This is a genomic window from Streptomyces sp. NBC_00075, from assembly GCF_045041225.1.
Lineage (GTDB): Bacteria > Actinomycetota > Actinomycetes > Streptomycetales > Streptomycetaceae > Streptomyces > Streptomyces adonidis.
The window spans coordinates 6974671-6997941 of the sequence record NZ_CP108243.1; the positions used below are offsets into that span (position 1 = coordinate 6974671).

The 23271-nt window shown below is 66.7% G+C and carries 22 protein-coding genes and 4 pseudogenes; 6 read left to right on the forward strand and 20 right to left on the reverse strand.

Annotated elements, in window-relative coordinates; translation table 11 throughout:
• The first annotated feature begins 198 nt into the window (after positions 1–198).
• Complete coding sequence (locus OG787_RS30520; RefSeq protein WP_405537207.1) at positions 199–720, forward strand: hypothetical protein; 522 nt, start codon at positions 199–201, stop codon at positions 718–720.
• A 165-nt stretch (positions 721–885) separates the two neighbouring features.
• Here the strand turns inward: OG787_RS30520 and OG787_RS30525 are convergent.
• The 4 genes and pseudogenes from OG787_RS30525 to OG787_RS30540 all read right to left on the reverse strand — a co-directional run.
• Positions 886–1356 (reverse strand): annotated as a pseudogene (locus OG787_RS30525) (DUF5753 domain-containing protein); the annotation flags it as partial.
• A 12-nt stretch (positions 1357–1368) separates the two neighbouring features.
• Positions 1369–1491, reverse strand: coding sequence for a hypothetical protein (locus OG787_RS30530; RefSeq protein ID WP_405537209.1), 123 nt, complete (start codon positions 1489–1491; stop codon positions 1369–1371).
• A 12-nt stretch (positions 1492–1503) separates the two neighbouring features.
• Positions 1504–1911 (reverse strand): GNAT family N-acetyltransferase, encoded by a 408-nt coding sequence (locus tag OG787_RS30535; RefSeq protein WP_405540634.1) that lies wholly within the window; start codon positions 1909–1911, stop codon positions 1504–1506.
• Complete coding sequence (locus OG787_RS30540) at positions 1824–2057, reverse strand: hypothetical protein (protein WP_405537210.1); 234 nt, start codon at positions 2055–2057, stop codon at positions 1824–1826. The genes OG787_RS30535 and OG787_RS30540 overlap by 88 nt, the downstream gene beginning before the upstream one ends.
• Before the next feature lie 143 nt (positions 2058–2200).
• Here OG787_RS30540 and OG787_RS30545 point away from each other — a divergent pair.
• Positions 2201–3576 (forward strand): annotated as a pseudogene (locus OG787_RS30545) (IS1380 family transposase).
• Between the two features lie 264 nt (positions 3577–3840).
• Here OG787_RS30545 and OG787_RS30550 read toward each other — a convergent pair.
• On the reverse strand, positions 3841–4047 hold the full coding sequence (locus OG787_RS30550) for a DUF397 domain-containing protein (RefSeq protein ID WP_405537211.1): 207 nt from the start codon (positions 4045–4047) through the stop codon (positions 3841–3843).
• Positions 4047–4892 carry a helix-turn-helix domain-containing protein gene (locus tag OG787_RS30555; protein ID WP_405540635.1) on the reverse strand — a complete coding sequence of 282 codons (846 nt, stop codon included), beginning with the start codon at positions 4890–4892 and terminating at the stop codon, positions 4047–4049. The genes OG787_RS30550 and OG787_RS30555 overlap by 1 nt, the downstream gene beginning before the upstream one ends.
• Positions 4893–5095: 203 nt before the next feature.
• Here OG787_RS30555 and OG787_RS30560 point away from each other — a divergent pair, with 203 nt between their 5' ends.
• Positions 5096–5758 (forward strand): ATP-binding protein, encoded by a 663-nt coding sequence (locus OG787_RS30560; RefSeq protein WP_405537213.1) that lies wholly within the window; start codon positions 5096–5098, stop codon positions 5756–5758.
• A gap of 4 nt (positions 5759–5762) precedes the next feature.
• Here the strand turns inward: OG787_RS30560 and OG787_RS30565 are convergent.
• The 4 genes and pseudogenes from OG787_RS30565 to OG787_RS30580 all read right to left on the reverse strand — a co-directional run.
• Positions 5763–6437, reverse strand: a pseudogene (locus OG787_RS30565) (DUF3427 domain-containing protein); the annotation flags it as partial.
• Between the two features lie 157 nt (positions 6438–6594).
• Positions 6595–7209, reverse strand: a complete 615-nt coding sequence (locus tag OG787_RS30570; RefSeq protein WP_405537214.1) for a HEPN domain-containing protein — start codon at positions 7207–7209, stop codon at positions 6595–6597.
• A gap of 12 nt (positions 7210–7221) precedes the next feature.
• A complete protein-coding gene (locus OG787_RS30575) occupies positions 7222–8433 on the reverse strand; it encodes a DUF262 domain-containing protein (protein WP_405537215.1) in 1212 nt (403 codons plus the stop codon).
• A 636-nt stretch (positions 8434–9069) separates the two neighbouring features.
• Positions 9070–9869 (reverse strand): IS5 family transposase gene (locus tag OG787_RS30580; protein WP_369033439.1). Its coding sequence is split into 2 segments (ribosomal slippage): positions 9070–9521 and positions 9521–9869, totalling 801 coding nucleotides; the frame shifts between segments, so codons are not numbered across the junction.
• A 90-nt stretch (positions 9870–9959) separates the two neighbouring features.
• On the opposite strand from OG787_RS30580, the gene OG787_RS30585 reads away from it, so the two are divergent.
• Positions 9960–10795, forward strand: a protein-coding gene (locus OG787_RS30585) for an IS5 family transposase (protein ID WP_405537216.1) whose coding sequence is annotated in 2 segments (ribosomal slippage) — positions 9960–10341 and positions 10341–10795 — 837 coding nt in all. Because the reading frame shifts where the segments join, the coding sequence is not laid out codon by codon here.
• A gap of 9 nt (positions 10796–10804) precedes the next feature.
• Positions 10805–11129: pseudogene (locus OG787_RS30590) on the forward strand (IS5/IS1182 family transposase); the annotation flags it as partial.
• Positions 11130–11160: 31 nt separating this feature from the next.
• Here the strand turns inward: OG787_RS30590 and OG787_RS30595 are convergent.
• From OG787_RS30595 to OG787_RS30610, 4 genes are all read right to left on the reverse strand, one after another.
• Entirely contained in the window at positions 11161–12363 is a 1203-nt protein-coding gene (locus tag OG787_RS30595; RefSeq protein WP_405537218.1) for a serine hydrolase domain-containing protein, read from the reverse strand.
• 220 nt (positions 12364–12583) lie between these two features.
• Positions 12584–13207 carry a hypothetical protein gene (locus OG787_RS30600; RefSeq protein WP_369033499.1) on the reverse strand — a complete coding sequence of 208 codons (624 nt, stop codon included), beginning with the start codon at positions 13205–13207 and terminating at the stop codon, positions 12584–12586.
• Positions 13208–13306: 99 nt separating this feature from the next.
• A complete protein-coding gene (locus OG787_RS30605; protein WP_369033500.1) occupies positions 13307–13642 on the reverse strand; it encodes a hypothetical protein in 336 nt (111 codons plus the stop codon).
• A 161-nt stretch (positions 13643–13803) separates the two neighbouring features.
• A complete protein-coding gene (locus OG787_RS30610; protein WP_369033501.1) occupies positions 13804–14394 on the reverse strand; it encodes a helix-turn-helix domain-containing protein in 591 nt (196 codons plus the stop codon).
• 226 nt (positions 14395–14620) lie between these two features.
• Between OG787_RS30610 and OG787_RS30615 the strand changes: the two genes are divergently transcribed.
• Positions 14621–16225, forward strand: a complete 1605-nt coding sequence (locus OG787_RS30615) for an MFS transporter (RefSeq protein WP_405537219.1) — start codon at positions 14621–14623, stop codon at positions 16223–16225.
• Between the two features lie 390 nt (positions 16226–16615).
• Here the strand turns inward: OG787_RS30615 and OG787_RS30620 are convergent, their stop codons facing one another.
• The 6 genes from OG787_RS30620 to OG787_RS30645 are packed head-to-tail and all read right to left on the reverse strand — an operon-like array spanning position 16616 to position 23267.
• Complete coding sequence (locus OG787_RS30620; protein WP_405537220.1) at positions 16616–18715, reverse strand: PQQ-dependent sugar dehydrogenase; 2100 nt, start codon at positions 18713–18715, stop codon at positions 16616–16618.
• A 35-nt stretch (positions 18716–18750) separates the two neighbouring features.
• Entirely contained in the window at positions 18751–19722 is a 972-nt protein-coding gene (locus OG787_RS30625) for a hypothetical protein (RefSeq protein ID WP_405537222.1), read from the reverse strand.
• 26 nt (positions 19723–19748) lie between these two features.
• Positions 19749–20534: an ABC transporter ATP-binding protein gene (locus tag OG787_RS30630; RefSeq protein WP_369033505.1), complete on the reverse strand. Its 786-nt coding sequence runs from the start codon at positions 20532–20534 to the stop codon at positions 19749–19751.
• Complete coding sequence (locus OG787_RS30635; RefSeq protein WP_405537223.1) at positions 20524–21300, reverse strand: ABC transporter ATP-binding protein; 777 nt, start codon at positions 21298–21300, stop codon at positions 20524–20526. The genes OG787_RS30630 and OG787_RS30635 overlap by 11 nt, the downstream gene beginning before the upstream one ends.
• Entirely contained in the window at positions 21281–22396 is a 1116-nt protein-coding gene (locus OG787_RS30640; RefSeq protein WP_405537224.1) for a branched-chain amino acid ABC transporter permease, read from the reverse strand. The genes OG787_RS30635 and OG787_RS30640 overlap by 20 nt, the downstream gene beginning before the upstream one ends.
• Positions 22380–23267, reverse strand: coding sequence for a branched-chain amino acid ABC transporter permease (locus OG787_RS30645; RefSeq protein WP_405537225.1), 888 nt, complete (start codon positions 23265–23267; stop codon positions 22380–22382). Before OG787_RS30645 ends, OG787_RS30640 begins: the two co-directional genes overlap by 17 nt.
• Between the last annotated feature and the right edge of the window lie 4 nt (positions 23268–23271).

Here is a 23271-nt window from a genome sequence, read left to right on the forward strand (position 1 = left end):
CGGGGCGTACGGCAGCATTGTCAGGCCCGGGTGACGCTCGCCCTTCTGACTGTTGCTCATCGGCAAGTTCGGCAACCGAGTCTCCGAGCGATGACCCCACACCCACACCCGCACGGTCCGTTCCGTCTCCGCGGCAGATCCTTCACGGCCGGATGCGGGCCGCGGACAATGAGGTCGACCGAGGAGAGGAGCGGCACTGTGTCCCAGGAGGAACGTGACGCCAGGCTGGGCCTCACAGGCTTGACCGGCGCGGAGCGAGAAGCCCGAATACGCCTGCTGACGGAGCAGGTTCAGCGGGAGGCCGCTGTGGCCAGGGCTGCATTGCAGGCAAAGCGGGCATCCAGGGGTGCGGCTGCTGCCGGAGCCCCTGCCCTGGCGCAGGCCGGTCCAGAGGGCAGCTACACAAGGACGCTCGAGGCGTTCTGGGCTGCGGCCAAGCAGAGGGCCGGGGACCGGGAGGGCACACGGCTACTGAACGAGGTCCTGCTGCTGCGCCGACAGCTGCCCGCTCACGCGCTGATCGCCGGCATTGACGCGGCCCTGAAGATCGGCTCGGTCAGTACGGACCTCGTCGCCACGGAGGCCCGCAAGGCGATCGAGGACACCGAAGACACCGGCATGGACACCTGCGACGAGAACGGCAGCCTCACCCCGGCCGCCACGGTTGACGGCTCGGGTCTGCCCAATGGCCAAGGTACGGGAACAGCACCAACAGGATGATGGCCCGGTGCTGCTACCCGAAGCTCTCGTGAGGTACCTCGGGTTTCAGCGGATCATGGCGGCTGGGGACGCCGTCGGACGTGTAAGCGACAGCCAGTCGGCGTCTGAGACCTGCCCAACGTTTACGCATCCCCCGGCGGATACGGCGGGATCGACGACGAGCCGTCAATCAGTGCCCCAGAAGGCCAGCGCCTTTTCGATCAACTCGCGGGCATCGTCACCATAGGAGGCGGCGTCGCTGAGGAGACCGAAGGCCTTGTTGTGGAGGGCGAGTTCGGCAGGGTCGGTGATGTCGACGCCGGTGGAGACGAGCTCGTAGTGGGCTCGGCTGCCGTCGTACATGTTGAAGCCGTGCGCGGGCACCATGCCGACGTCGGCGGAAGCGGGAAGGATGCCAAGGGTGAGGGAGGGAAGGTCGATCTCACGGAGAAGGCGTTCGAGTTGCGCGCGCATCACCTCGGGCCCACCAACGTACGTGTACAGGCCCTGTTCGCCGAGGATCACGTCGTACCGATGCTCACCGTCGTACAGCACCTGCTGACGCTCCATCCGCTTGGCCACGCCCGCCGGCACATCGTCGGGAATGCCGAGGAAGTCGACGACCTTACGGAGGATCACGGTCGCGTAGGCCTCGGTCTGAAGGGTGCCTCAGATCATGGCGGGGACGTAGGCCTTGCTGTGCCGAGTCAACTGGTAGAGGCTGACGACCTCGTTCTGGACGCTTTCCGTGCCGGTGGACAGACGTTGCTGCCAAGAGACCGAACTGGTCACCGTGTCCCCCCATTACTTGTTGATGGACTGCCACTCGTGATCGAGAACGGCATGGACGATGCTGTCCCGCCAGCGGCCCCCGCGCTGAATGTGTTCCCGGATCCGCCCTTCCACGACCATGCCGGCCCGCTCCATGGTCCGGGCCGAGGCTTCATTGGCGGGCGAGCGCGCACCCCAGACCCGGTGCAGTCCGAGATCGTCGAAGGCGACGGTCAGGACCAGCCGGACGGTCTCCACTCCGTAGCCGCGCCCCCAACTCGATGCCCTGAGGGCGAAACCCATCGTCGCGGCCCTCGGCTGGTGGGGGTCGAACGCCAGACGCCCGAAACCGATCAGCTCCCCACCGGCCCGCTCAACGACGGCCAGGGCGTACTCATGGCGCTCGTCAGCACGAGCGGCCTCGATAGATCGGGCGACGATCTGCTCGACCTAGTCCCGGTACGCGGATCGAAGGAGAGGTGTTCCGTGGCTCTCGGGTCGCCGTAGATCGCGTGTACGGCGTCCACGTCGTCCGGGGCGAGTTCGCGTACGAGGAGGCGGTCGCTGGGGCGGTGCAGCTGATGCATGCCGGGACCTCGTTGGGTTAGCCTCGCGCTTTCATGAAGCGGGCTGTCCGATAGGCGGTCAGGCAAGCAGAAAGTGCCTCTGACCAGCAAGAATGAGGATTGTCTAGGTCCTTGTTCCCGCTGAAACCAAAGGCACTTTCCAGGTGAAGAAGCCTATCGGGTCCTACCCCCGTGTCCGTATCCGGGAGGACGGCCGGGCCGTGGTCTCGCAGGCCGGTTCGGTCCTGCTGATCGAAACTGTCCGCAAGACCGGTCTTGACCAGGCCTTATCCGCAGCCCTGACCTTGTGGCGGAAGCCGCGGGCCGTCCACGACCCCGGCAAGATACTCGTGGACCTCGCACTGGCGGTCGCGCTGGGCGGGGACTGCCTCGCCGATATCACCCTGCTGCGGTCCGAGCCTGCCGTGTTCGGGCCGGTCGCCTCCGACCCTACGGTCTCCCGGCTGATCGACACCCTTGCCGCCTCGGGCGAGAAGGCGCTGACCGCCATCCGCGCCGCACGTTCCGAAGTCCGCCGACGCGTCTGGGAGTTGGCCGGCAACCGGGCTCCGGACACCGGCGGACAGGTGACCGTGGACCTGGACGGGGTCCTGGTCGTCGCGCACTCGGACAAGCAGGACGCGGCCCCGACCTGGAAGAAGTCCTACGGTCATCACCCGCTCATGGGGTTCGTCGACCACGGTCCGGGAGGGACCGGTGAACCCGTCGCCGCCCTGCTGAGACCCGGGAACGCGGGCTCGAACACGGCCGTCGACCACATCGCAGCCGCCCGCCTGGCCCTCGCTCAACTGCCCAAAAAGTACCGGCAAGGACGGCGGACGCTGATCCGCTGTGATTCTGCGGGCGGCACCCATGAGTTCGTGGCCTGGCTCGCCCAGCGCGGGCGTTGGCTGTCCTACTCGGTCGGCATGGTGATCACCGAGGCCATCCACCAGCACGTTCTTCAGATCCCCGCATCGGCCTGGACGCCCGCGGTCGAGCCGGACGGCGAGGTTCGTGACGGGGCCTGGGTCGCCGAACTCACCGGAGACCTGCTCGACGGCTGGCCGCAGGGCATTCGGTTGCTCGTCCGCAAGGAACGTCCCCACCCCGGAGCCCAGTTGCGGATCACGGATGCGGACGGCATGCGTCTCACGTGCTTCGCCACCAACACCGCCGACCGGCCGATCGCCGAACTCGAGCTCCGTCACCGGTTGCGGGCTCGCGCGGAGGACCGGATCCGAGCCGCCCGGGCCACCGGGCTCCGCAACCTTCCCTGCACGACACCGCGCAGAATCAGGTCTGGCTGGAGACCGTCCAGATGGCGCTCGATCTGCTGGCCTGGATGCCCATGCTCGCCCTGACCGGCCAGGCGAGACTTTGGGAACCGCGTCGCTTGCGGTTCCGCCTGTTCTCCGCGGCCGGCCAGCTCGTCATCACCGGCCGGCGCCGCCTCCTCCGCCTTGCCCGCCACTGGCCCTGGACCCGCGAGATCACAGACGCCCTCGAACGGCTCGCACTCTTGCCGAACCCCGGCTGACCAGCAGCTTTCCCACCCCTACGAGCAGCATCACCCTCACCCGGAACAGTGGAAACCGGCGTCCACCCGAGACGACACCCGGGCCCCCGGCCTGCCCGGTCTCGGCCATCGACAACGAAATGGGCCGCCGACTTCGTCGACGGCCCATCAAGAAAGATCGAGGTTAGGGCCGGGAGGGTTGTGCGGCTACCCGTTTCGTCAACTGTGATCGTCTGACCGCGCAGCCTCCGCCTCGGGAGCATCGAGCCCAAGCGGCAACTGGCTTCAATCCTCACATCTCAGATTTCTCAACGCCCCTATGAACACCTGCCACGCCTGGCCTCGAACAGCGACTACAGGCCCTCTGCCATGCTTTGAGTCGCGTACGAGGGTGCCGTCTGCCATCCGCGCACACTCGACGCATTCCGTCCCACTACCCCCGCTATACGAAGACTTGAACCACGAGAGGGCCGGTGCGGACGGTTCAGGCATCACGTCTCCTTGCTTATGCGGGCGATGAGGGCTGCCGAAGACTCAAGGTCGAGCGCCTGTGCGCTCAGGTACTCGAACGCCAACCTATAGCGGTCCAGTTCCTGGGGCTTCTCCATGAAGAGTCCGCCGCCGAGGAGGTCCACGTAGACCACATCCAGGTCGGGCTGCGGCCCGCGCAGGACGGCGAAGCTGCCAACCGCCGCTGCATGGGCTCCTGTTGAGAAGGGGAGCACTTGGACAGTGATGTTCGGGCGCTCGCACATGGTGAGCAGGTGTCGCAGCTGTTCGCCCATGACCTCACGCCCCCCGACGCTGCGTCGGACGGCGGCTTCGTCGATCACAGACCAGATGTGCGGCGGCTCCTCCCGCTCAAGGAGCTCCTGCCGCTTCATGCGGATGTCCACCATGTGTTGCACTTCCCGCTCCGCGCACTGAACCTCCGAAGCCCGGTGAACGGCCTCGGCGTACTTGCGGGTCTGGAGAAGCCCAGGGATGTACATGCAGGCGTAGTGATCCTCGCGTACGACCTCGTCCTCAAGCGTGAGCATGAGGTTCATGGAGTCGGGGATGGGGTCGGCGAGTGATCGCCACCAGCCCTGAATCCTGGCCCCCTTCGCGAGTTCGACCAGGGCCAGCCGCTCTTCATCGGTCGCTCCGTATTCGCGACAAAGCGCGTCCACGGCCGGCCACTTGACCGTGCCTTCCTTCGTCTCGTAGCGACTCAGCGTTGCCTTGGAGATGCCGACGCGCGCGCCTGCTTCCTCAAGGGTCAGACTCCTGAATTCGCGTAGGCGGCGCAGATCCGCGCCCAGTTGGCGCCTTCGCGTGGTGGGTCCAATCGGCATGCCTACAAGCCCTTCGTGTCGATCCATCAGATCGTCCTGGTTGCGTGCGCAGGTCGGCAAGGCGGTGTGCGCTGGGGGCGTGAGATTTGGCGGTGCGCTCCTCCTCGACTCTCATGAGAGTTCCATTTTGAGAGTTCCAATGCAACTCTAGGTGCGTGGCCGAGTGCGTTGTGCAACTCGGCGGGGGTGAGAAGGAGTTGAACATGGACTGCACCACCTGCATGCCAAGGAAGCCCTGGGACCTTCACTTTCTGGCGGAGCCCGAGGAAGTCGCAGGCCTACGGCGCGTACTTCGGATCCACCTCGGGCTCTGGGGCTTGGACGAGCTCATCGACGCGGCTCAACTCTGCGTCAGCGAACTCGTCTCCAACGTGATCACGCACATCGGCCCCGGCACCCCCACTACCCTCGCGGTCTCCATGAAGGACACTCGCCTTCGGATCGAGGTCTACGACCCCGACACCCGCGCGCTGCCGACGCTGCTCAACCAGGGCGTCAACTCCGAATCAGGGCGAGGGATGGAGCTCATTACCTGCACCGCTGACCGTTGGGGCGTGCAGCTTCTCGCCGATCGCAAGATGACGTGGTGCGAGCTCTCCACCACGTTGACCTCCCCTTACGGTCACCGCGGCGGACCCCGCATCACAAGAGCGGAGGAAGTACTCGACCTCTACAGCGAGAGGAAGCTGGTGCCCGCAGGCAAGCCAGGTCGGCTGGGCGCAGCCTTGGCGGAGGAGGCGGCGATCGGTGCGATTGCTGACCTCCTCCACTGGCTCCGGGCGCACGGCCGCGATGCGGATGAGGCGTTGGACCGTGCGCAGATGCACTTCGAAGCGGAAGCGGGGGTGGTGGGCGGCTCGATGTGAAGCGCTACCCCGCTTTGATCGTCGAGTACGTCCAGACGTCCGCCGGGATCTCGTGCCTCAGCTTCCAGGTGATCGCCATCGGCTTGCTACCCGTGTGCTTCTCGTACTCCGCAGGGCCGAGCAGTATCCACGGCTGGGCACCGCCAATATCGGTGCTCTTGTAGCGGCGTACGAAGAGCAGGACATGGCTGCCCTCAGCGACGTGACGCTGGTAGCGAAGACCAGTGGGGGAGGTCTCGGACGTCTGGTTCTGGGACTCCCAGTGGAAGAGAGTCTCGCTCTGTGCGTAGTCGTGATACCGGGTTTGCGGTGAGAAGTCCTTCTCGTCCTTCTCCAGCGTGATGAGGAGAGCATCCGTCTTGATCGAGTCGCACCACTTCACACCCTCGCGGAAATCGGCCGGCATGAAGCCCCCGATGTACGACTGCCCCAGCGCAGGCAGGATCTCCTCGCGGCTGTACGAGGCGTGCACGGTGAGGGGGACGCCACTCGGACCGCCCAAACCCAAGAGAGGGATCGGCACGTGCTCGGTGTGAGCGAGGTTGTACTCCAGCACCTGGCGCAGCTCACTTCGGAAAGCGTGCTGCTTGCGCAGGGTCGCAAATCCGGCGTCGTAGTTGGCGTACCCCTTGCGGACAATGCCGCCGAGTGGCCACAACTGGAAGAACAGCACACGGCTGGACAGTTGCATACGGTCCTGAGCGAAACGGATACATCAGCGGGTCTGTCATCCGTGTAGGGATGGCGCCATCCCTACACGGATGACAGACCCGCAGTGCGAGCGCCATCAATCTGCGCGTATATCGCCGATCCTCCGAGCGCCCGGATCTGTGCCCCTATTTTGTTGTCATTAGTACGTCGACATCACGAAATCCCGCGAGAATCTGTTTCACGGTCTTGACCTCTTTCTGAGGATCAGGTCTTACCTGCATCTTGGCAGCTTTATGCGCAACCTCACCCCGGGCCGTTGCCCAGGTCTCAGTGACGCTAAGCCATACCGGATCTATCTCCTTCTCGGTGATCCCTATGGGTAACAGCAATCGAAGTATATTTTTCTCTTTTATGCCGTGATTTTGGGTCCTGACGTATCGATTAAACTCGTTCTTGCCCGCTTCAACTCTAGCCTGCAAGTCTGGATACTTTTTCTTCTGTGTTGCATCCGAAAGCGAGTCGGGCATGGCGTGCTGCGATTCTTTATAGGCCACCACGGAGAGGAGGCTTGTGGAAATTACCCCTGAGTATTCCCAGCGAGAGAACGCGGTGTTTACTACCTCGATGACGCGATCCTCTATGAATGCCTCAAACTCCGCGTGTACGAGAACCCGGAAAGCCCTGGTGTGCTCGTACACGGCATCGTCGTAGCTTCCCATGGGATCAAAGGGAGAGGGGATGAAATACTTCTCTAGGTCCGTGATTCGTGTATCTAGATCCTGGAATCGCGAGGAAGGCATATCGACTCCTTCCTAGAGAACGATGCGATTCTCTTGCAGGGCTGGGAGATCGATATCCATTTCGAGTGCCTCTGAAAGCTTTTTCCCCCAGAGAGATAGTCTGCGGTGTGTGGCAGAAGTTGTTTTAGTAGTCGTCTGAATGGACTCTACGAATCGCGGATCCATCTCGCATAGAGCTTGGAAGGTCGCTTCGACGGCATCCGCTCGGTCAACTGCCCGCTCTGCGATTGACTCGTCGGTGAAGTAGTATGTCATGATGTCGAACACCGCTCGATTAAACCGACCCTCATAACGGGTCCCCGACCAACGGTAGAAAGAATTATCGCCGAAGATCTCGAAAGTGGTCTCAATTGCCCGATCGAACGTGACTCCTACCTCTCGAATTTCCCCCTCGTTAACCTCCCACTCCTCATTGAGATAGTTCACGGTGTCGTCAAGGAATTTCTTGAGGTTTCCGGTGTATTCTTCTAGCATGTATCTAAAGGCGAAGTAGCGAAGTAGAACTTCGACATCTCGCATTCGAAAGTCCGGCTTCTCGTTTCGCAGTGCTTTACGCAATGAGTTGCTACTGGTAGCTACATCGTCCAGGTAATCAGTGAACGGCCCGGGATGGAGCGCTTGGCGGAGTTCCTGTGGTGACAGCTTCACGCTACCCGTGTTTAGTCGCAAAAACACAAGGTTCAGGAAGTCTTCATTCGGCCACCGCCGAACCACAACGGTCCGAATGGTTTCATTGAGGAACGCGTTCAAGTCATCCAAATGCTCGTCGCTCTTCTCCATCTTTTTTAGAGTGACGAGTTTAAGATCTTCACGTACCTCAAGGCCTGTGAGGGAGAACCCTTTAAAATCTTCGTCACCGTCTGATACGGAGAATGAAGAGCCTGCCGCAAATTGGCGAAGAGCGAGAAGTCGCTGCTTCCCGTCAAGTACTATAAATTTTCCCCTCTTATTCTTGTCCTCGGCTAGGACAATTTGCGGGATGGGCAGTCCCAAGATCAAAGACTCAATGAACCGACTCTTCCTGGGTTTAGCCCAAGCGTCGCGACGCTGAAAGCGAGGATTGAGTTGAATGTTTCCTCGTCGGAGCTGACTCAAGATCGTTTCAGCCGTCCAGTCTGTGTCCGTGACGACGGCGCGTGTGACGTCCTCTGAGCTAACGGGCTCGGTCGTGTCATCGGCCTCGCCATCGACATCGTCCCATTCCTGCGTATCTGCGTCTGCCACGGCTTCCCAATCTCGGTGATAGTCGGAAGGGCCCTACTTGGCCCGTAGTCATACCTTGTCAGAATCTGCACAGAGCTGCGATCGCTTCGCTCAACTTCCTGGATTCGAGTTGGTCTGCCCGGAATTAGGCGACCTGCGCCTACGGGTAAGGGCCCGTAGCTGCAGTCACTGATCGGGTGACGGCGTCGCCGTCCGCAACGGACAGGGCTCTCATGCCGTTGAGGGAGGTCTTCGGCATCTCAACTCATCTGCGCAGGAGCCTTGTTGTTCCATATCCTGTCGCACTCGACCTGCCTCATGCCCTGGTCGAGTTGGGTCACCATGCTCATCGTCACCCGGGAAGGTGACCGCCGCTGCAAGCTTCCACGATGGCGTCCCGCCAGGTGGTGTAGCCGATCAACTAAGCGGAATGCGCAGGTCATCGCCGCGCGATGGCGGATCGGGGGCCACCCGTGTGCTGACGGCAGGCCAGCCGGACGCGGAGCGGGAGCCGTGCCCCGATGAGCGGCCGGGGCGCGGCTCGCCGGAACGCGTTGAGCCAGGTCGCTTGCACCACGAGGCGGGACACGACCGCTTCCACCGCACCAACGTGCCCTATTCGGCCTGATCTACCTGCGGCGCCACTAAGACATCATCTCATTTGGCGAGTCTGCGGTAGCAGATGAGGGTGCAGGCGATGCTGGTGAAGGCCAGGAAGTGATCGGCTTTGCGCTCGTAGCGTCGGTGCAGTCTGCGGCATCCGGCGAGCCAGGACATCGTGCGTTCTATGGTCCAGCGGTGGCGGCCAAGGCGGGTCGAGGACTCGATGCCTCTGCGGGCTATGCGGTGCCGGATGCCGCGTCCGCGTAACCATCGCCGCAGATGGTCGTAGTCGTATCCCTTGTCGGCGTGGAGTTTGGCCGGCCTGCGCCGTCGGCGTCCGCGCCGGGAGCGGATCGGCGGTATCCCTTTCACCAGCGGGATCAGCGCCTGGCTGTCGTGCAGGTTCGCCCCGGAGATCCCGACGGACAGGGGCAGACCGGTCCGCTCGGTGATCAGGTGGATCTTCGAGCCGTACTTGCCTCGATCCACAGGATTCGGGCCTGTCAGCTCCCCCTTTTCAGGGCCCGCATGTTGACGGAGTCGATCGCACAGCGGGACCAGTCCAGCTCGCCGCGGGAGCCGAGTTCGTCGAGGACCAGGCGGTGGAGCTTGGCCCACACCCGGGCCTTCGACCACTCGGCAAAGCGCCGGTGAGCCGTCGCTCCCGACGGACCGAACGACGCGGACGGCAGCTGCTGCCACGTGCAGCCCGACGTGGCCACGAACACGATTGCCGCCAGTACCTCCCGGTCACCATGCCGACGCCGACCGCCGCCCTGAGGCCGCGACGGCGCCTCCGGCACCACTCGCTGGAACAGCTCCCACAACTCATCCGGCACCAGCCGCTCAACGATCGAAACCACGACGGACAGGCTACCGAACCAAATGAGATGACGTCTAAGAGGTCCTAACAGAAGTTGTTGATCATGTGACTTTCGGCCTGGATGGTCGTTGGTCTGGTCGTGGGGAAGCGACAGTCGCGGCCATGGATCGTGTCGGATGAACTGTGGTCGCTCATCGAGCCGTTGCTGCCGGGACCGAGGCCGAAGTTGGTGGAGGGCCGCCCGCGGGTCCCGGACCGGCAGGCGCTGTGCGGGATCTTGTTCGTGCTGCATACGGGCATCCAGTGGGAGTACCTGCCGCAGGAGTTGGGCTTCGGCTCGGGCATGACGTGTTGGCGGCGCCTGGCCGCGTGGAACGAGGTCGGCGTGTGGGAGGAACTGCACCTGGTGCTGCTGAAGAAGCTGCGGGCCGCGGGGAAGCTGGACTGGTCGCGGGCGGTGATCGACTCCTCCCACGTCAGGGCGGCGCGGCGCGGCCCAAAAGCGGGCCCAGCCCGGTCGATCGCGCACGGCCTGGCAGCAAACACCACGTCCTCACCGACGGGCAGGGGATCCCCCTCTCCGTGTCGCTGACCGGCGGCAACCGCAACGACGTCACGCAGTTGCTGCCGCTGCTGGACAAGGTTCCGGCGGTGGCAGGCGTCGTCGGCCGGCCCCGACGCAGACCCGACGCGCTCCTCGCCGACCGCGGCTACGACCACGACAAGTACCGCCGCCTGCTGTGGCAGCGCGGCATCCGCCCAGTCATCGCCGAACGAGGTGTTGAACACGGCTCTGGCCTGGGCGTTTTCCGTTGGGTGGTAGAGCGCACGATCGCCTGGCTGCACGGCTTCCGCCGCCTGCGGATCCGCTGGGAACGACGCGACGACATCCACGAAGCCTTCCTCGGCCTCGCCACCTGCCTCATCACCCACCGACACGTCCAACGCCTTTGTTAGGACCTCTAAACCCTCGCGCAACTTGCAGCCGGCTTCGGTATCTCTGTCGGCACCGCCACGCCAACACAGCAGCCCGCCTCACCCTGCTCACTGACCGCGAACCCGGGCTCCTGCGTGCCCTGCGCGAAGCCGCCCCCGACTACTTCCTGCTCGACGGCACCCTCGCGGAGTGCGACCGGGTCGGCGACAGCCGGGCCGACTTCTCCCATAAACACCGCTGCCACGGCACGAACGTGCAGGCGGTGATCGATTCAGCCGGACGACTGCTGTGGATCTCGCCGCGCGCGATCTGACCGCGGCCTGCACCCACCGAATCCTCCGGATCTGTGAACGCTAGGGCATCCCGATCCTCGCTGCCCACACCCCTACCGCGGACTAACCGCCCCGTCATACACATTCCCCGGCGTAACAATCCCCGTGACCGCCCGAGCGACAAGCGTGGACGGCTCCTGACCCCCACTCGTGATGTCCGTGTTGATCATGATGACCAGGGTGGCCTTCTTCGAGGGCAGATAGACGGTCACCGTCTCGTAGCCCGGGATGGAGCCGTTGTGGCCGATCCAGCCGCCGGTTTCGAAGATGCCGAGGCCGTAGCTGAGGCCGGGGAGGCCGGTCGGCAGCGTCCTCAGGCGCTGTGCCTGGGTCTGGGGGCTGAGGAGTTTGCCCGTGGCGACGATTTCCGCCCAGCGGCGCAGGTCGTGCAGGTCGGAGATCATCGCCCCGGCTGCCCAGGCCCAGCTGGGGTTCCAGTCCGTGGCGTCGGTGACCGCGCCGGTCAGGGTCTGGTTCGTGTAGCCGCGCGGGTGCGGCTCGGGGAACTCGGGTCCCTGCGGGAACAGCGTGTGGCCCAGGTGGGAGGGCCGTAGCACCCGCTTGTCGATGACGTCGGCGAGCCGCTGGCCGCTGACCTTCTCGATCACCAGGCCGAGGAGGACGAGGTTGGTGTTGGAGTACTGGAACTCCGTTCCCGGCGCGAAGGTGTTCTTGTGCTTGAAGCCGTACGCGAGGACTTCCCGAGGCGTGAAGGAGCGCTGCGGGTCGCTCAGCAGGTCCTGGACGAAGTCCGGATCGGAGGTGTACGGGAACAGGCCGCTGCGCATCTCCGCGAGGTGGCGCAGGGTGATGCGGCCACCGTTCGGTACGCCGCGCACGTAACGGGAGATCGGGTCGTCCAGCCGGATCCGGTGGTCGTCGACGAGTTCGAGCAGCGCGGTGACAGTGAAGGTCTTGGTCTCGCTGCCGATCCGTACGAAGCCGTCGGTGGTCATCGGCCGGCGGGTCTCGGTGTCGGCGACACCGGTCGCGCGGACGTAGCTTCCCTTGCCGGGCATCCACACGCCGACGACGACACCGGGGATGCCGGCCTGCCGGCGGACGTCCTCGATCGCCTTGTCCAGCCGGGCGGTCACCTCGGGGCCGAGGCCGCCCGGCGGGCAGTCGTCCTGGTGGTGCCGGTCGACCCCTGCGGTTTGGACGGCCGCTGCGGGAGCCGCTGCCATCGGGACCAGAGCGGCACACGCCGCGAACAGCGTTGCGGCGAGCATCCGGAGGTGGGGGGTACGTCGCATCTGGGGGTGCCTCTTCCAGTCACGGCAGTCACGGGCTCGGACGGCAAGATCACCATCGGCGACTCGTCGCTGACGCCCCCATACGATGGCGTACCGGTGAGTCCACTCGTTCGGAGCCGCGCGGGTGGCTGAGGCGGCCCTGCCCAGCCCCAGTAGCACTCCGAGGTGACGTCAGGGGAGCGGCCGCACCGGTCGCTCCCCTCGCCGTTCCCGTGACATGTCAGCGCGAGTTGAGGGGCGGCCTTCCGTGACTACGGGTCAGCCGGTCTCGTCGGCTCTCTCGGGTGGTCGGAGACGGCGGTTCCTGCGTGCCGGAGGTGACGAACACGATCAGATATGACTCGAAGCCCGTGGCTCGCTCGGCATCCGCGCCCGGCAATGCCTCGTCGAACCGCTCGCGGGAGTCGGAGCGGCCTTGGGACCACACCTGTACGTCATACGTGTGGGACGGATCCAGGTCGAGGGTCGGCGCACCCGGGCTGACCTGCTGCCCGAACACTCCGACGGGGTCGTCTGCACTCCGTGCCGGGCCATTCGTCGTGTCGAACGCGGCCATGCGGCCCGTGTAGACAGGTCGGTACGCCACGGAGGCAAGCAATTCCCACCCGGACCCTGGAGCTTGGCCCTGCTGGCCCCGCTGGTTGCCGAGGGCCAGCACAACAGGCGCGGTGTGCCCCTGTACTCGTGATCGCACGATGATGACACCAGGGGCGACGACGACTGCCTCGCTCGCGTGAGGGTCCGGGTTGTCGTTCTGTCGCTCGAAGCCCGGTTCCCACAGCTCCCCGACGGGGAAGTGGCCGTACTCGATGTTGACGGCCCCGGCTCGACTGATCTGCGCCATGCCCAGAGGCTCGCAGGGATGCAGGGAAACTCGCAGGGATGCAGGGAAATCGGTGCAGTGCATGGGCTCACGGACCGGCCAGGGCCATGGGACGACGTCTCAGCCGGAGAACCTCTTTGCGCGGTCCCGGTGCCAGTCCACGACCTTGGCCAGCTGGTCGCTGGTGATGTTCATGCCGGGCGTCCAGCCCAGGCGTTCGACCTGGTCGGCGATGCCCAGGTGCTCCCGGTGGGCGTGTTCCCGACAGGTGAGGCACGTGACGCTTTCCGGGCGGGGCGAGGTCATCGCGTAAGGCACCTGGAGTCCGCAACCGGTGGTGACGACGGTCGGTCCGTCGGGCACGCGCCCGAACGTCGCGACGATCGCATTGCGGACGTCGGCACCGGACTGCCCCACCTTCTGTTCGACGTGGATGTGCGGATCGGTCTCGCTCATCTGCGCTCGCGCCTCCGTCCCCGTTCCTGTCCCCGTTCCCGTTCCCGTTCCCGTTCCTGTCCTCGTCCTCGTCCTCGTCCCCGTGCCCGTGCCCGGGCCCGTCCTCGTCGTCTGGAGTCAGGCTAGCGGCGCGATTCCGAGCCGGTGGCGTACTAGTGGCGTCACTCGGGGGCGCCCTGGATGTCGTCGCCGCTGTCGCTCTGGTGGCCGCGGCGGGCGTCGCGGTCGAAGATGCCCAGGATCTCGCAGGGTCCGCCGTCGGCGCCGATCGCGTGCGGCATCATCGTGGGGAACTCGGCGGCCTGATGGGTCTCGAGGCGGAAGCGGCGGTGGCCGAGCATGAGGATCGCCGTGCCGGACAGGACGACGAGCCATTCGCGCCCCGGGTGGGCACGCATGCGCGCCGGGTTCTCCGGGGGCGGTTGGGTCATGCGCTGACGCACCACGCTCATCCCGGGTTCGGCCTTGATGGTCCAGCGCATCCGGCCGCGAGTGCCGTCGATCGTCGGGCTGGTGACGACGTCGTCGGTGGCGGTCTCCACGAGCTGATCGAGCGTGGTGTCCAGGGCGCGGGCGAGGGTGACCAACTGATCCAGTGCGAGGCGGCGTTGGCCGTTCTCGATGCGGCTCAGTGAGGACTGGCTGAGGTGGGCGCGCGAGGCCAGCTCTTCCAGGGACCAGCCCTGTGCGACCCGCAAGGCGCGGATGCGTTTGCGTACGAGGCTGTCCAGATCTCCATCTTCTTGCGTCACGAGCAAAAGTGTATGCCTTTGCTGCAAGTCCGGCTTAGCGTCGTGTGCGGATGGTCCGCAACGCCTGGGACCGAAACCTCCGCCCTCTGACATCCCGGCGCGGCACCGGCCGCCGTACGCCCTCGATGCGTGCGGCGGCCCGGGCCGCGCCCACTCGCCCACCCCCTTCACCGGCGACCGGCCCTGCTCCGGCGCTGACCCGGCATGCCCTTTTCGAGAGGAATCCATGAGTACGAACCAGCCCGTACCGGCCGCGCAGGCCACTGGCCGGGGCGCCCCCGAAGCGCGGCAGCTGCGCATGATCCTGATCACCGTCTCCATCGCCCTGATGGCGGTCATCGCCTCGGTGACCGGGCTGAACGTTGCGCAGACTCACATGGCCGTGGAATTCGGTGCTTCCCAGAGCACGGTCCTGTGGATCATCAACATCTACACCCTTGCCCTGGCCGCGCTGCTGCTGCCGCTCGGTGCCCTGGGCGACCGCCTGGGCCGCAAGCCCATGCTCGTCGCCGGACTGAGCGTCTTCGGCATCGCCACCGTGGTCGCGGGCCTGGCCCCGACGGCGGAGGTGATGCTCGCCTCCCGCGTGGCCGGCGGCATCGGCGCTGCCATGATCATGCCGATCACGCTCGCGGTCATCACCTCCACCTTCCCCGAAGAGCAGCGCGGCAAGGCGATCGGGGTGTGGACCGGTATTGCCGGAGGCGGCGGCATCCTGGGCATGTTCCTCTCCGCGCTCCTCGTCGACGTGGCCGACTGGCGCCTGCTGTTCGTCCTGCCCGCGGTCCTGGTCCTCGTGGCGCTGGCCATGACGCTGAAGTCGGTTCCCAACTCCCGCGAGACCTCGGCCCATCGGTTCGACACCGTCGGCGCGCTGGTCTCCGTCGTCGCCGTGGTCGGCCTCATCTTCGTTCTGGAGGAAGGCCCCGAACGCGGCTGGACCGCGCCCGAGACGCTGGTCGGCCTGACCGTCGGCCTCATCGCCACCATCGGTTTCGTGGCCTGGGAGCTGCACCGCCGCGACGCCTCCCTGCTGGACGTGCGCCTGTTCCGGGAGCGCGGACTGTCGGGTGGCTCGGTCACACTGCTGGTGGTCTTCGGTGTCCAGGCGGGCATCGGCGTGCTCCTCTTCCCGTTCTTCCAGGCCGTACTCGGCTGGTCAGGCCTGCTGTCCACGGTCGCGATGATGCCCATGGCCCTCGCGATGATGACGGCCTCCGGCCTGGCCCCCAGGCTGGCCGCGGGGATCGGCGCACGCTCGACCATGCTCGTGGGCATCGCACTGGCAGGCGTCGGCATGGCGCTCATGGCGCTGTACGTCTCCGTCGGCGGCGGCTACTTGTCCGTCCTGCCCGGCCTGCTCGCCATGGGCGTCGGCATGGGCCTGTCGATGACCCCGTCCACGGAGGCCATCACCGCCTCCCTGCCGGGCGGGAAGCAGGGTGTCGCCTCCGCACTCAACGACGTCACCCGCGAATTCGGCACCGCGCTCGGCGTCGCCCTGCTCGGCGCACTCGTGTCCGCCGGCTACCGCAACGCCATCGACGACAAGCTCGACAAGCTGCACGGCATCCCCCAAGGCGCCGCGGACACCGCCCGGGAAGGCGTCGCCAACGCCGTTGAGGTGGCGGGCAGCACCGGACCACACGCACCGGACGTGCTCCACGCGGCGCGGCAGTCATTCGTCGACGGCTGGCAGCAGGCCATGTGGGCAGGCTTCGTCATCATGGGCGCCCTGTTCGTCTACGTCGCCCTCTGCGGCCCCAAGAACTCGCAGCCCTCCGCGGTCGCGGACGAGACAGACCCCGCCGAGGCTGTCTCCGTCGGCTGACCGCGACAGCAGTAACCTCTGCACGAGCGAGGCACACGAGCGAGGCCGCGACCGGAACCAGAAGCCGGTCACGGCCTCGCTCGTGCCGCGTGCACCACTCGATTCCTTGCCAGGAGGCGCTCGGCGCTCTCACCGGCGACGACGCAGAACCGGCTGACGCTCTCGCGACAGCTGTCCGGCGTGCTGTGGTGCTTCTTGTGGGGCGGGCCGGCGATCCACGTGAACGTCGGTTCGTCCGCTGCCCTCACTGCGTACTACCCCGTCGCCTGCACCGCCAGTAAGTGGGCCCCCGGAGCGGAGATCCTCTCGGACACGATGCGGCCGGGGGCGGAGTAGCGGAGTAGCGGAGTACGAGCCGCCCACACACCCCCAGGCCGTCCCAGCGCACCCTCACGGAGACGAAACCCTCAGCCCCCTGAGCCGTCCCGTGTTGTCGAACGACCCGAAGCCCACTCTCCCGGAGGCGAGCGTCGTGTCCACGGCCGTCATCAGTGGCCGTTTCGAGCCGTCGACGTAGACCGCGATCTCGCCCGTGCCCGCGCAGCGCACCACCCGTACCTTGTGCCAGGCGGTGTCGGTGATGGCCGGCGGGGCGCCCGTCGTGCCGTTCCACTGGTCGTCGATGCGCAGGCGGTCGGCGTCGTCGACCACGAAGATGCCGTTGTGCGGGTAGATCGTGTTGTCCTGGGACAGGTGGACGTAGGAGAACCTCGTGTCCGACTGGTAGTCGAAGACGACGATCACGTCCCTGTTGGTCGTCTCGACCGGGGTGTCTATGCGGACTTCCGCGTCGATCCGTACGTCGCCGTACGCCGCCGGGCCCGCCGTCAGTACCGCGTACTCGTACGGGCGGCGCGGGCCCGGGCGCTGGACCCCGGCCTCCGCGAGGACGGCCTCTCGGCCCGGGAAACGCCACTTGGAGGGGGTGACGGGAGCCCAGTTCCGGCCGTCCATGACGTGGGTGAGCCGGGAGCCGGTGGTGTCGCAGGACGCGAACTGGCGCGTGCCGGTGATCTTCCAGATCTTGCCGTTGGCCTTCGACAACAAATACAACTCACCTTCGGCGTCCCGGCCGAAGTGCAGGTCCACCCGGGGGTCCTGGGCCAGGTCCCGCATCGTGACGCGCTTGCCGCTCGTGTCGTACAGCATCAGGTCGTACAGCTGCGCCAGTTGCCCGCTGCCGCGCCGCATGTCCTTGGTGTCGGCGAACAACAGGCGTCCGTCGACTATGTCTCCGAAGATGTACTTGCCGCGTAGCGCGGGGAGGTCGCTGCCCCGGTAGACGAAGCCGCCGACCACTGCCCGGCCGACGTCGGAGGTGCAGTTCCAGTCGGCGGGCGGGTCGTGGTCGTAGGCGACCACGGGGTAGACGTAGCCGTACTTCTCGTCGTCCTCGGGGAGCGGGAGGATCTGGTCGCAGGGGTCGGTGGCCGTCTTGTCGAAGACGAACGGGCCTTCGCGTTCGCTCCAGCCGAAGTTGTCGCCCGCGCGCACCTCGTAGACCGACTCGACGGCGTGCTGGCCGATGTTGGCGACGTACATACGGTGGCTGCCCGCCGGGTCCCAGCTGAAGCGGTGCGGGTCTCGCAGGCCGTACGCGTAGATCTCGCCGAGTGCGCTGGGTACGCCCGCGTACGGGTTGTCCGGCGGGATTCCGTACTTGCCGTTCGCGCTGTTCGTACCTCGCGGGTCTATGCGCAGGATCTTGCCGTGGGGGAGGGAGAGGCTCTGCGGCTCGGTGTTTCTTACGCCCTGGCCGCCATCGCCGACTGCTAGGTAGAGCAGTCCGCGGTCGGGGTCGTGGGGTCCGGCCGTCGGGTTGAAGTCGATCTGCTGGATGCCGTGGATCGTGCCCGTGAAGCCGATGCGGAGGATTTCGCGGCGGGTGCCGCTGAAGGTGTCGGCCGAGGGGTCGGTGGCGGTCCACTCGGTGACGATGCCGTGGTAGACGGTGGACGCCTGCTGGCGGTAGTCGGGTACGGCGGTGGTGGCGGAGGCCAGTTCGGTGTGCACGGTGTAGAAGCGGCCGTTGCGGCGGAAGTCGGGGTCGAAGGTGACGAAACCGAAGCCCTGGCCGAGGCCCCGGCTGGCGAAGAACGCGGGGGAGAAGGCGGCGGCGATGTCCAGGTAGAGGCGGGGGCTGCTGCCGTCCCGGACCAAGTACAGCTTGCCGTTGAGGTCGGGTACTGCCTTTCGGCCCGAGCGGTCGGGGAGTTCGCTGAGGTAGTTGATGCGGGCCTGCCGCATCAGCCGGGGGTCGGTGACCGGGCCGGGCGGCGGATCGGTCTTCGGGAAGGAGGCGTACTCCTCCACGGTCAGCCCGATGCCGGAGGCGGCGGGGCGCTCGGGGATGGGGTCGGTGAGGGGGCCGGCAGCCGCCGCGAGCGCTGTGCCGGGGAGTGCGACCAGGGCCGACAGCAGCAGGGCCAGGGCGATCAGAAGGATCAGAGGGGAGTGGGCTCGGGGTCTGGTGCCGGGAGATGCGGCCATGGGAATGGCACTCCTTTGTCTGTCTGCATGGGTCGTCAGTGGGCGGCCATCAGGCGGTACTGGGCCCGTATCCGGTCGCCGCCCACCGCGTTGTCCAGGAACATCAGGCTGTCCATGCGGCAGTCGCAGGGATTGCGTTCGACGGTGTTCTGCGGGAAGCTGCCGCCGATCTTGATGCCCCGCGGGTCGGTCGGTGATGCGCGGTGCGGGCCCGGGCCCGCGAGGTCCCAGGGGTCGCCGGGGACGGTGTAGGAGCCGTCCAGCGGCCGGCCGTTGCGGTACAGCGCCATCGCTCCCGTGTCGAAGTCGAAGGTGGCGGCCAGGAAGACCCACTCGCCGACCGGCAGCAGGGTCCGCCAGTCCTCGGACGCGGCGAACGTCTGCGAAGCCGACCCGTCCACGCGTCGGCCCAGGGCTACGAGCCGCAGTTCGCCGTTCACCTCGATGATCTCCAGCAGGCCCCGCACGGCGTGCCCGTCGGAGTCCCCCGACAGCACTCCGGCCAGGCCCACGGCGCCGTAACGGTCGTCCGGGGCGGCCGTGTTGCTGTTGAGGGCCGGGTTCGGGCCGGTCATCTTGAACCAGCCCATCACCGTCATCCCCTCAACCCCGTTGAACGCTCGGAGAGTTGGCACGCCGGACGGCCCGTACACCCCCGCCTTCCAGTCGTCGTTGCCCTTCGTGGCCGGGGTGACCTGCCGAACCTGGAGCGAGGCCCGGCTGCCCCGGTGCGCTCCGTCGTACGTCCGCATCCGTGTCCCGCCGCCGACCAGGTCGATGTCGGTACGGGAGAAGCCCAGGTCACGTTCGCGCGCCGGGTTGCCGCGGACCGGGTGCTCGAAGTCGTAGTACGCCGCCAGGTGAGGGCGGAGGGAGGGGAGTACGGGGCCTGCCCCCACTCCCATCCCTGTTCCTGTTCCTGTTCCTGAGGGTGCCGCTGCTGTGGCGGCCAGGGCGGTCAGCAGTGCGGCGACTGCTGTCACGAGCGTGTTCCGTCTGCTGCGCATCAAGGTTCTCCTTGGCGTCATCGGACTCATCGGCGTGCGGGCCGACCGCCCAGATACAGCTCGCCGAGCTGCGGGTCGGCCAGCAACTCCCGTGCCGGGCCCGCGATATGGACCCGGCCGAGATCGAGGACACAGCCGGTGTCGGCGGCCTCCAGGGCGCGCCGCGCGTTCTGTTCGACCAGCAGGACGGCGGTCCCCGCGTCCCGCATCCGGACGATCTGCTCGAAGACCACCCCGGTCGCCTTGGGATCGAGCCCCATCGACGGCTCGTCGAGGAGCACGACCCGGGGTTCGACCATCAGGGAACGCGCGAACTCCACCTGCTTCTGCTGCCCGCCGGAGAGCAGCCCGGCCAGGCTCGTCCACCGCTCGGCCACGACCGGGAACAACTCCCGTACGAAGTCGGCCCGTTCGGCGACGAGTGCCTTGTCCCGCAGGGTGTAGCCGCCGAGCAGGACGTTCTCGGCGACCGTCATCTCCCTGAAGACGCTGTGGCCTTGGAGGACATGGGCGACCCCGGCCGCCAGCATCCGCTGCGGGCCGTGGCCTGTGACGTCCTCGCCGTCCACGAGGATCCGGCCCGAGCGCGGGGTGAGGAGACCGCTGGCCACCTTCAACACGGTTGACTTGCCCGCCCCGTTGGGGCCGACCAGGCAGACGATCGCCCCGGCCGGTACGCGGACCGTCAGCCCGCGCAGGACCAGCGCCGCCCGGCCGTATCCGGCGCGGATGTCGTCGAGTTCGAGAAGGAAGGCCGGGTCGGTGCCGGAGCCGGCCCCCGAGCCCGGGTCGGTGTGCGCGTCAGACGCCAAGATATGCCCCGAGTACTCGTTCGTCGGACTGGATCAGTGAGGGCGGGCCCTGGGCGATCGGCCGGCCGCGGTCGAAGACGACGACGTGGTCACTGAGGCTCATGACCATGTCCATGTTGTGCTCGACGATCAGGAACGTCCGTCCCTCGGCGTTGAGTTCACGCACCAGGTCGCCGATGCGGTCGATGAGCGCCGGGTTGACCCCGCCCGCCGGCTCGTCCAGCAGGATCAGCTCCGGCTCGCTGGTCAGTACGCCGGCCAGCTCCAGCAACTTCTGCTGCCCCCAGGAGAGTTGGCGGGCCTCGGCCTGCTCCAGGTGCTCGATGCCCATCCGGGTCAGCCAGTAACGGGCCCGCTCGGTCTCCGCACGCGTGCCCGAACGTCCGAGCTGTCTGGTGAGACCGCGCGGCCGGACGGCGGCGAGGAGGTTGTCCAGCACGGTCATCCGGGGGAAGACCCGGCAGAGCTGGAAGGAACGCCCGATGCCGGCGCGGGCGATCCGGTGCGGGGGGCTGCCCGTGAGGTCGCGTCCTCGGTACGTGACGCGGCCGGAGTCCGGGCGGATCATCCCGGTGACACAGTTGAAGAAGGTCGTCTTGCCCGAACCGTTGGGCCCGATCAGGGCGTTGACCTTGCCGTGGTGGAAGGTCACGGTGGCCGAGTCGAGTGCGGTGACTCCGCCGAAGGCCTTGGTGAGCCCGGTGGTCGCGAGGCTCGGCTCGGGCTCCACTCCAGCAGATGCCTCTTCAGGTGCCGCTTCGTTCACTGTTCCTCACCTCCGTCGCGTCGCGCCCGTCGGTCTCCTCGAACTCCCCGCCCCGCTCCCGCAGTTCGGCCGCGGTCACCTCCCGTATGGAGGCGTCGCCGGTCCGGCGGAACCGGCCGAGCAGGGCGCCGACGGCCGGGATGACGCCGTCCGGCATGAACGTCACGACGACGCCGAGAAGCAGCCCCGCCACGACCAGATGCAGAGGTGTGTCCCCGTACTCGACCTTGGAGTACTCCAGGGCGTACCCGACGATCAGCGCGCCCAGCAGCGGCCCGTACAACTGCCGTACGCCACCGAGCAACGCCATGAGCACCATGTACGACCCGCTGAGGATGGAGAACTGGAAGACCGGGTCGAGGTCGCCGAACCACAGGGCGTACAACCCGCCGGCCAGCGAGGTGAAGGCGGCGGAGACGACGAAGACCACCAGCTTGTACGCGAACGTGGGGATGCCGAGCGACTGCGCCTTGTCCTCGTCCTCGCGGATCGCCTTCAGGCCCATGCCGAACCGTGAGCGGTCGATGATCCACCACACCAGCAGGGCCAGCGCGAGCAGTGCCAGGAAGAGGAAGTAGAAGGTGCGGTGGTGGTCGGCACGCAGCATGCCGGGGAAGGGCCTCGGTACGACCAGGCCCCGGGAACCGCCGGTGAGGGAGGCCCAGCTCTGGAAGACCAGCAGCAGGATGAGGACGAGCGCGATGGAGACGATGACGAAGGAGGCACCGCGTACGCGCAGGGCGGCGTAGCCGACCGGAACGGCGAGCGCAGCCACCAGCACCGCGGACACGAACAGCGCGGCGAAGGGCGGGAGTTCGCCCTTGGCGACCAGCAGTCCGGTGCCGTACGCCCCGAGTCCGGCGAACGCCCCATGTCCCAGGGAGACATAGCCCGTGAAGCCGCCGACGAAGTTCCAGGAGGTGGACAGCACCGCGTAGTTGAGGATCGCGATGCCCACGGTGATCTCGTAGGGGCTCGGGGCCATGGACGGGAAGGAGAGCGCCACGGCGGCTGCCAGGAGCAGGACGCCGATATGGACGTACCGGGGATGGACGAGGCTGGACCTGAAGTCAGAGGGATCAGAACCGTTGCGCAAGCCGCCCCCCGAAGAATCCCTGCGGCCTCACGGCCAGCGTGGCGAAGAGCGCGACGTAGAAGACGGTCTGCGCCCAGGTGGTGGACAGTTCGAGTTGCAGCAGGCTCTGGAGGATGCCCAGCGTCATGGCGGCGATGGCGGCGCCCGGCACGCTGCCGAGTCCGCCGACGACGATGATGGCCATCAGCGGGCCGATCCAGTGCCAGTGCAGCGAGGGGTAGATGGTGGTGTCGAGGGCGAGTGCCGTGCCGCCGACGGCCGCTGTGGCGAGGCCGAGACCGAAGCCGTAACCGGCGATCCGGTCGGTGTCGATGCCCAACAGCCGGGCGGCGTCCGGGTGTTGGATGGTGGCGCGCAGTGCCTGGCCGAACCGGCTGTGCTTCATGAGGAGGTAGAGGCCGAGCAGGGCGAGTGCGGCCATGCCGAAGGCGATCAGCTTCACCACCGCCACGCGGGCCCCGAGGAAATCGATGCTCGCGGAGCTGTAGCCGAGCCGGATCCGGCGCTGGGTGCCGCTGAACGCGTACCCGAGCAGCCCCTCGATGACCAGCGCCACCGCGAACGTCAGCAGCACGGACATCATGGTGAGCGTCGCCGGGCGGAGCCGGGTGAGGAGCAGCCGTTGCATGGCGACGCCCGCGGCGAAGAACAGGGGCACGGTGACGACGAGGGTGAGGAGCGGGTCGACGCCGGTCTCCCGGTGCGCGAACCAGGCGAGGTAGGCGGCGAGGATCAGGAAGGCGGAGTGGGCGATCACCACGACGCGCATCACGCCGAAGTAGAGGGTGAGGCCCGCCGCCAGGAGGGCGTACAGCCCACCCAGCAGCACGCCTAGGACCAGGCTCTGGAAGACGAGGCTCGCGGAGGGCACGCCG

Bases quoted from the DNA above. Each gene is read 5' to 3' on its own strand.
- OG787_RS30625 (WP_405537222.1), bottom strand. From the start codon at position 19,722: ATGCGCAGCAGACGGAACACGCTCGTGACAGCAGTCGCCGCACTGCTG.
- OG787_RS30595 (WP_405537218.1), bottom strand. From the start codon at position 12,363: ATGCGACGTACCCCCCACCTCCGGATGCTCGCCGCAACGCTGTTCGCG.
- OG787_RS30570 (WP_405537214.1), bottom strand. From the start codon at position 7,209: ATGCCTTCCTCGCGATTCCAGGATCTAGATACACGAATCACGGACCTA.
- OG787_RS30555 (WP_405540635.1), bottom strand. From the start codon at position 4,892: ATGCCGATTGGACCCACCACGCGAAGGCGCCAACTGGGCGCGGATCTG.
- OG787_RS30605 (WP_369033500.1), bottom strand. From the start codon at position 13,642: ATGAGCGAGACCGATCCGCACATCCACGTCGAACAGAAGGTGGGGCAG.
- OG787_RS30550 (WP_405537211.1), bottom strand. From the start codon at position 4,047: ATGCCTGAACCGTCCGCACCGGCCCTCTCGTGGTTCAAGTCTTCGTAT.
- OG787_RS30600 (WP_369033499.1), bottom strand. From the start codon at position 13,207: ATGGCGCAGATCAGTCGAGCCGGGGCCGTCAACATCGAGTACGGCCAC.
- OG787_RS30560 (WP_405537213.1), top strand. From the start codon at position 5,096: ATGGACTGCACCACCTGCATGCCAAGGAAGCCCTGGGACCTTCACTTT.
- OG787_RS30540 (WP_405537210.1), bottom strand. From the start codon at position 2,057: ATGCATCAGCTGCACCGCCCCAGCGACCGCCTCCTCGTACGCGAACTC.
- OG787_RS30620 (WP_405537220.1), bottom strand. From the start codon at position 18,715: ATGGCCGCATCTCCCGGCACCAGACCCCGAGCCCACTCCCCTCTGATC.
- OG787_RS30615 (WP_405537219.1), top strand. From the start codon at position 14,621: ATGAGTACGAACCAGCCCGTACCGGCCGCGCAGGCCACTGGCCGGGGC.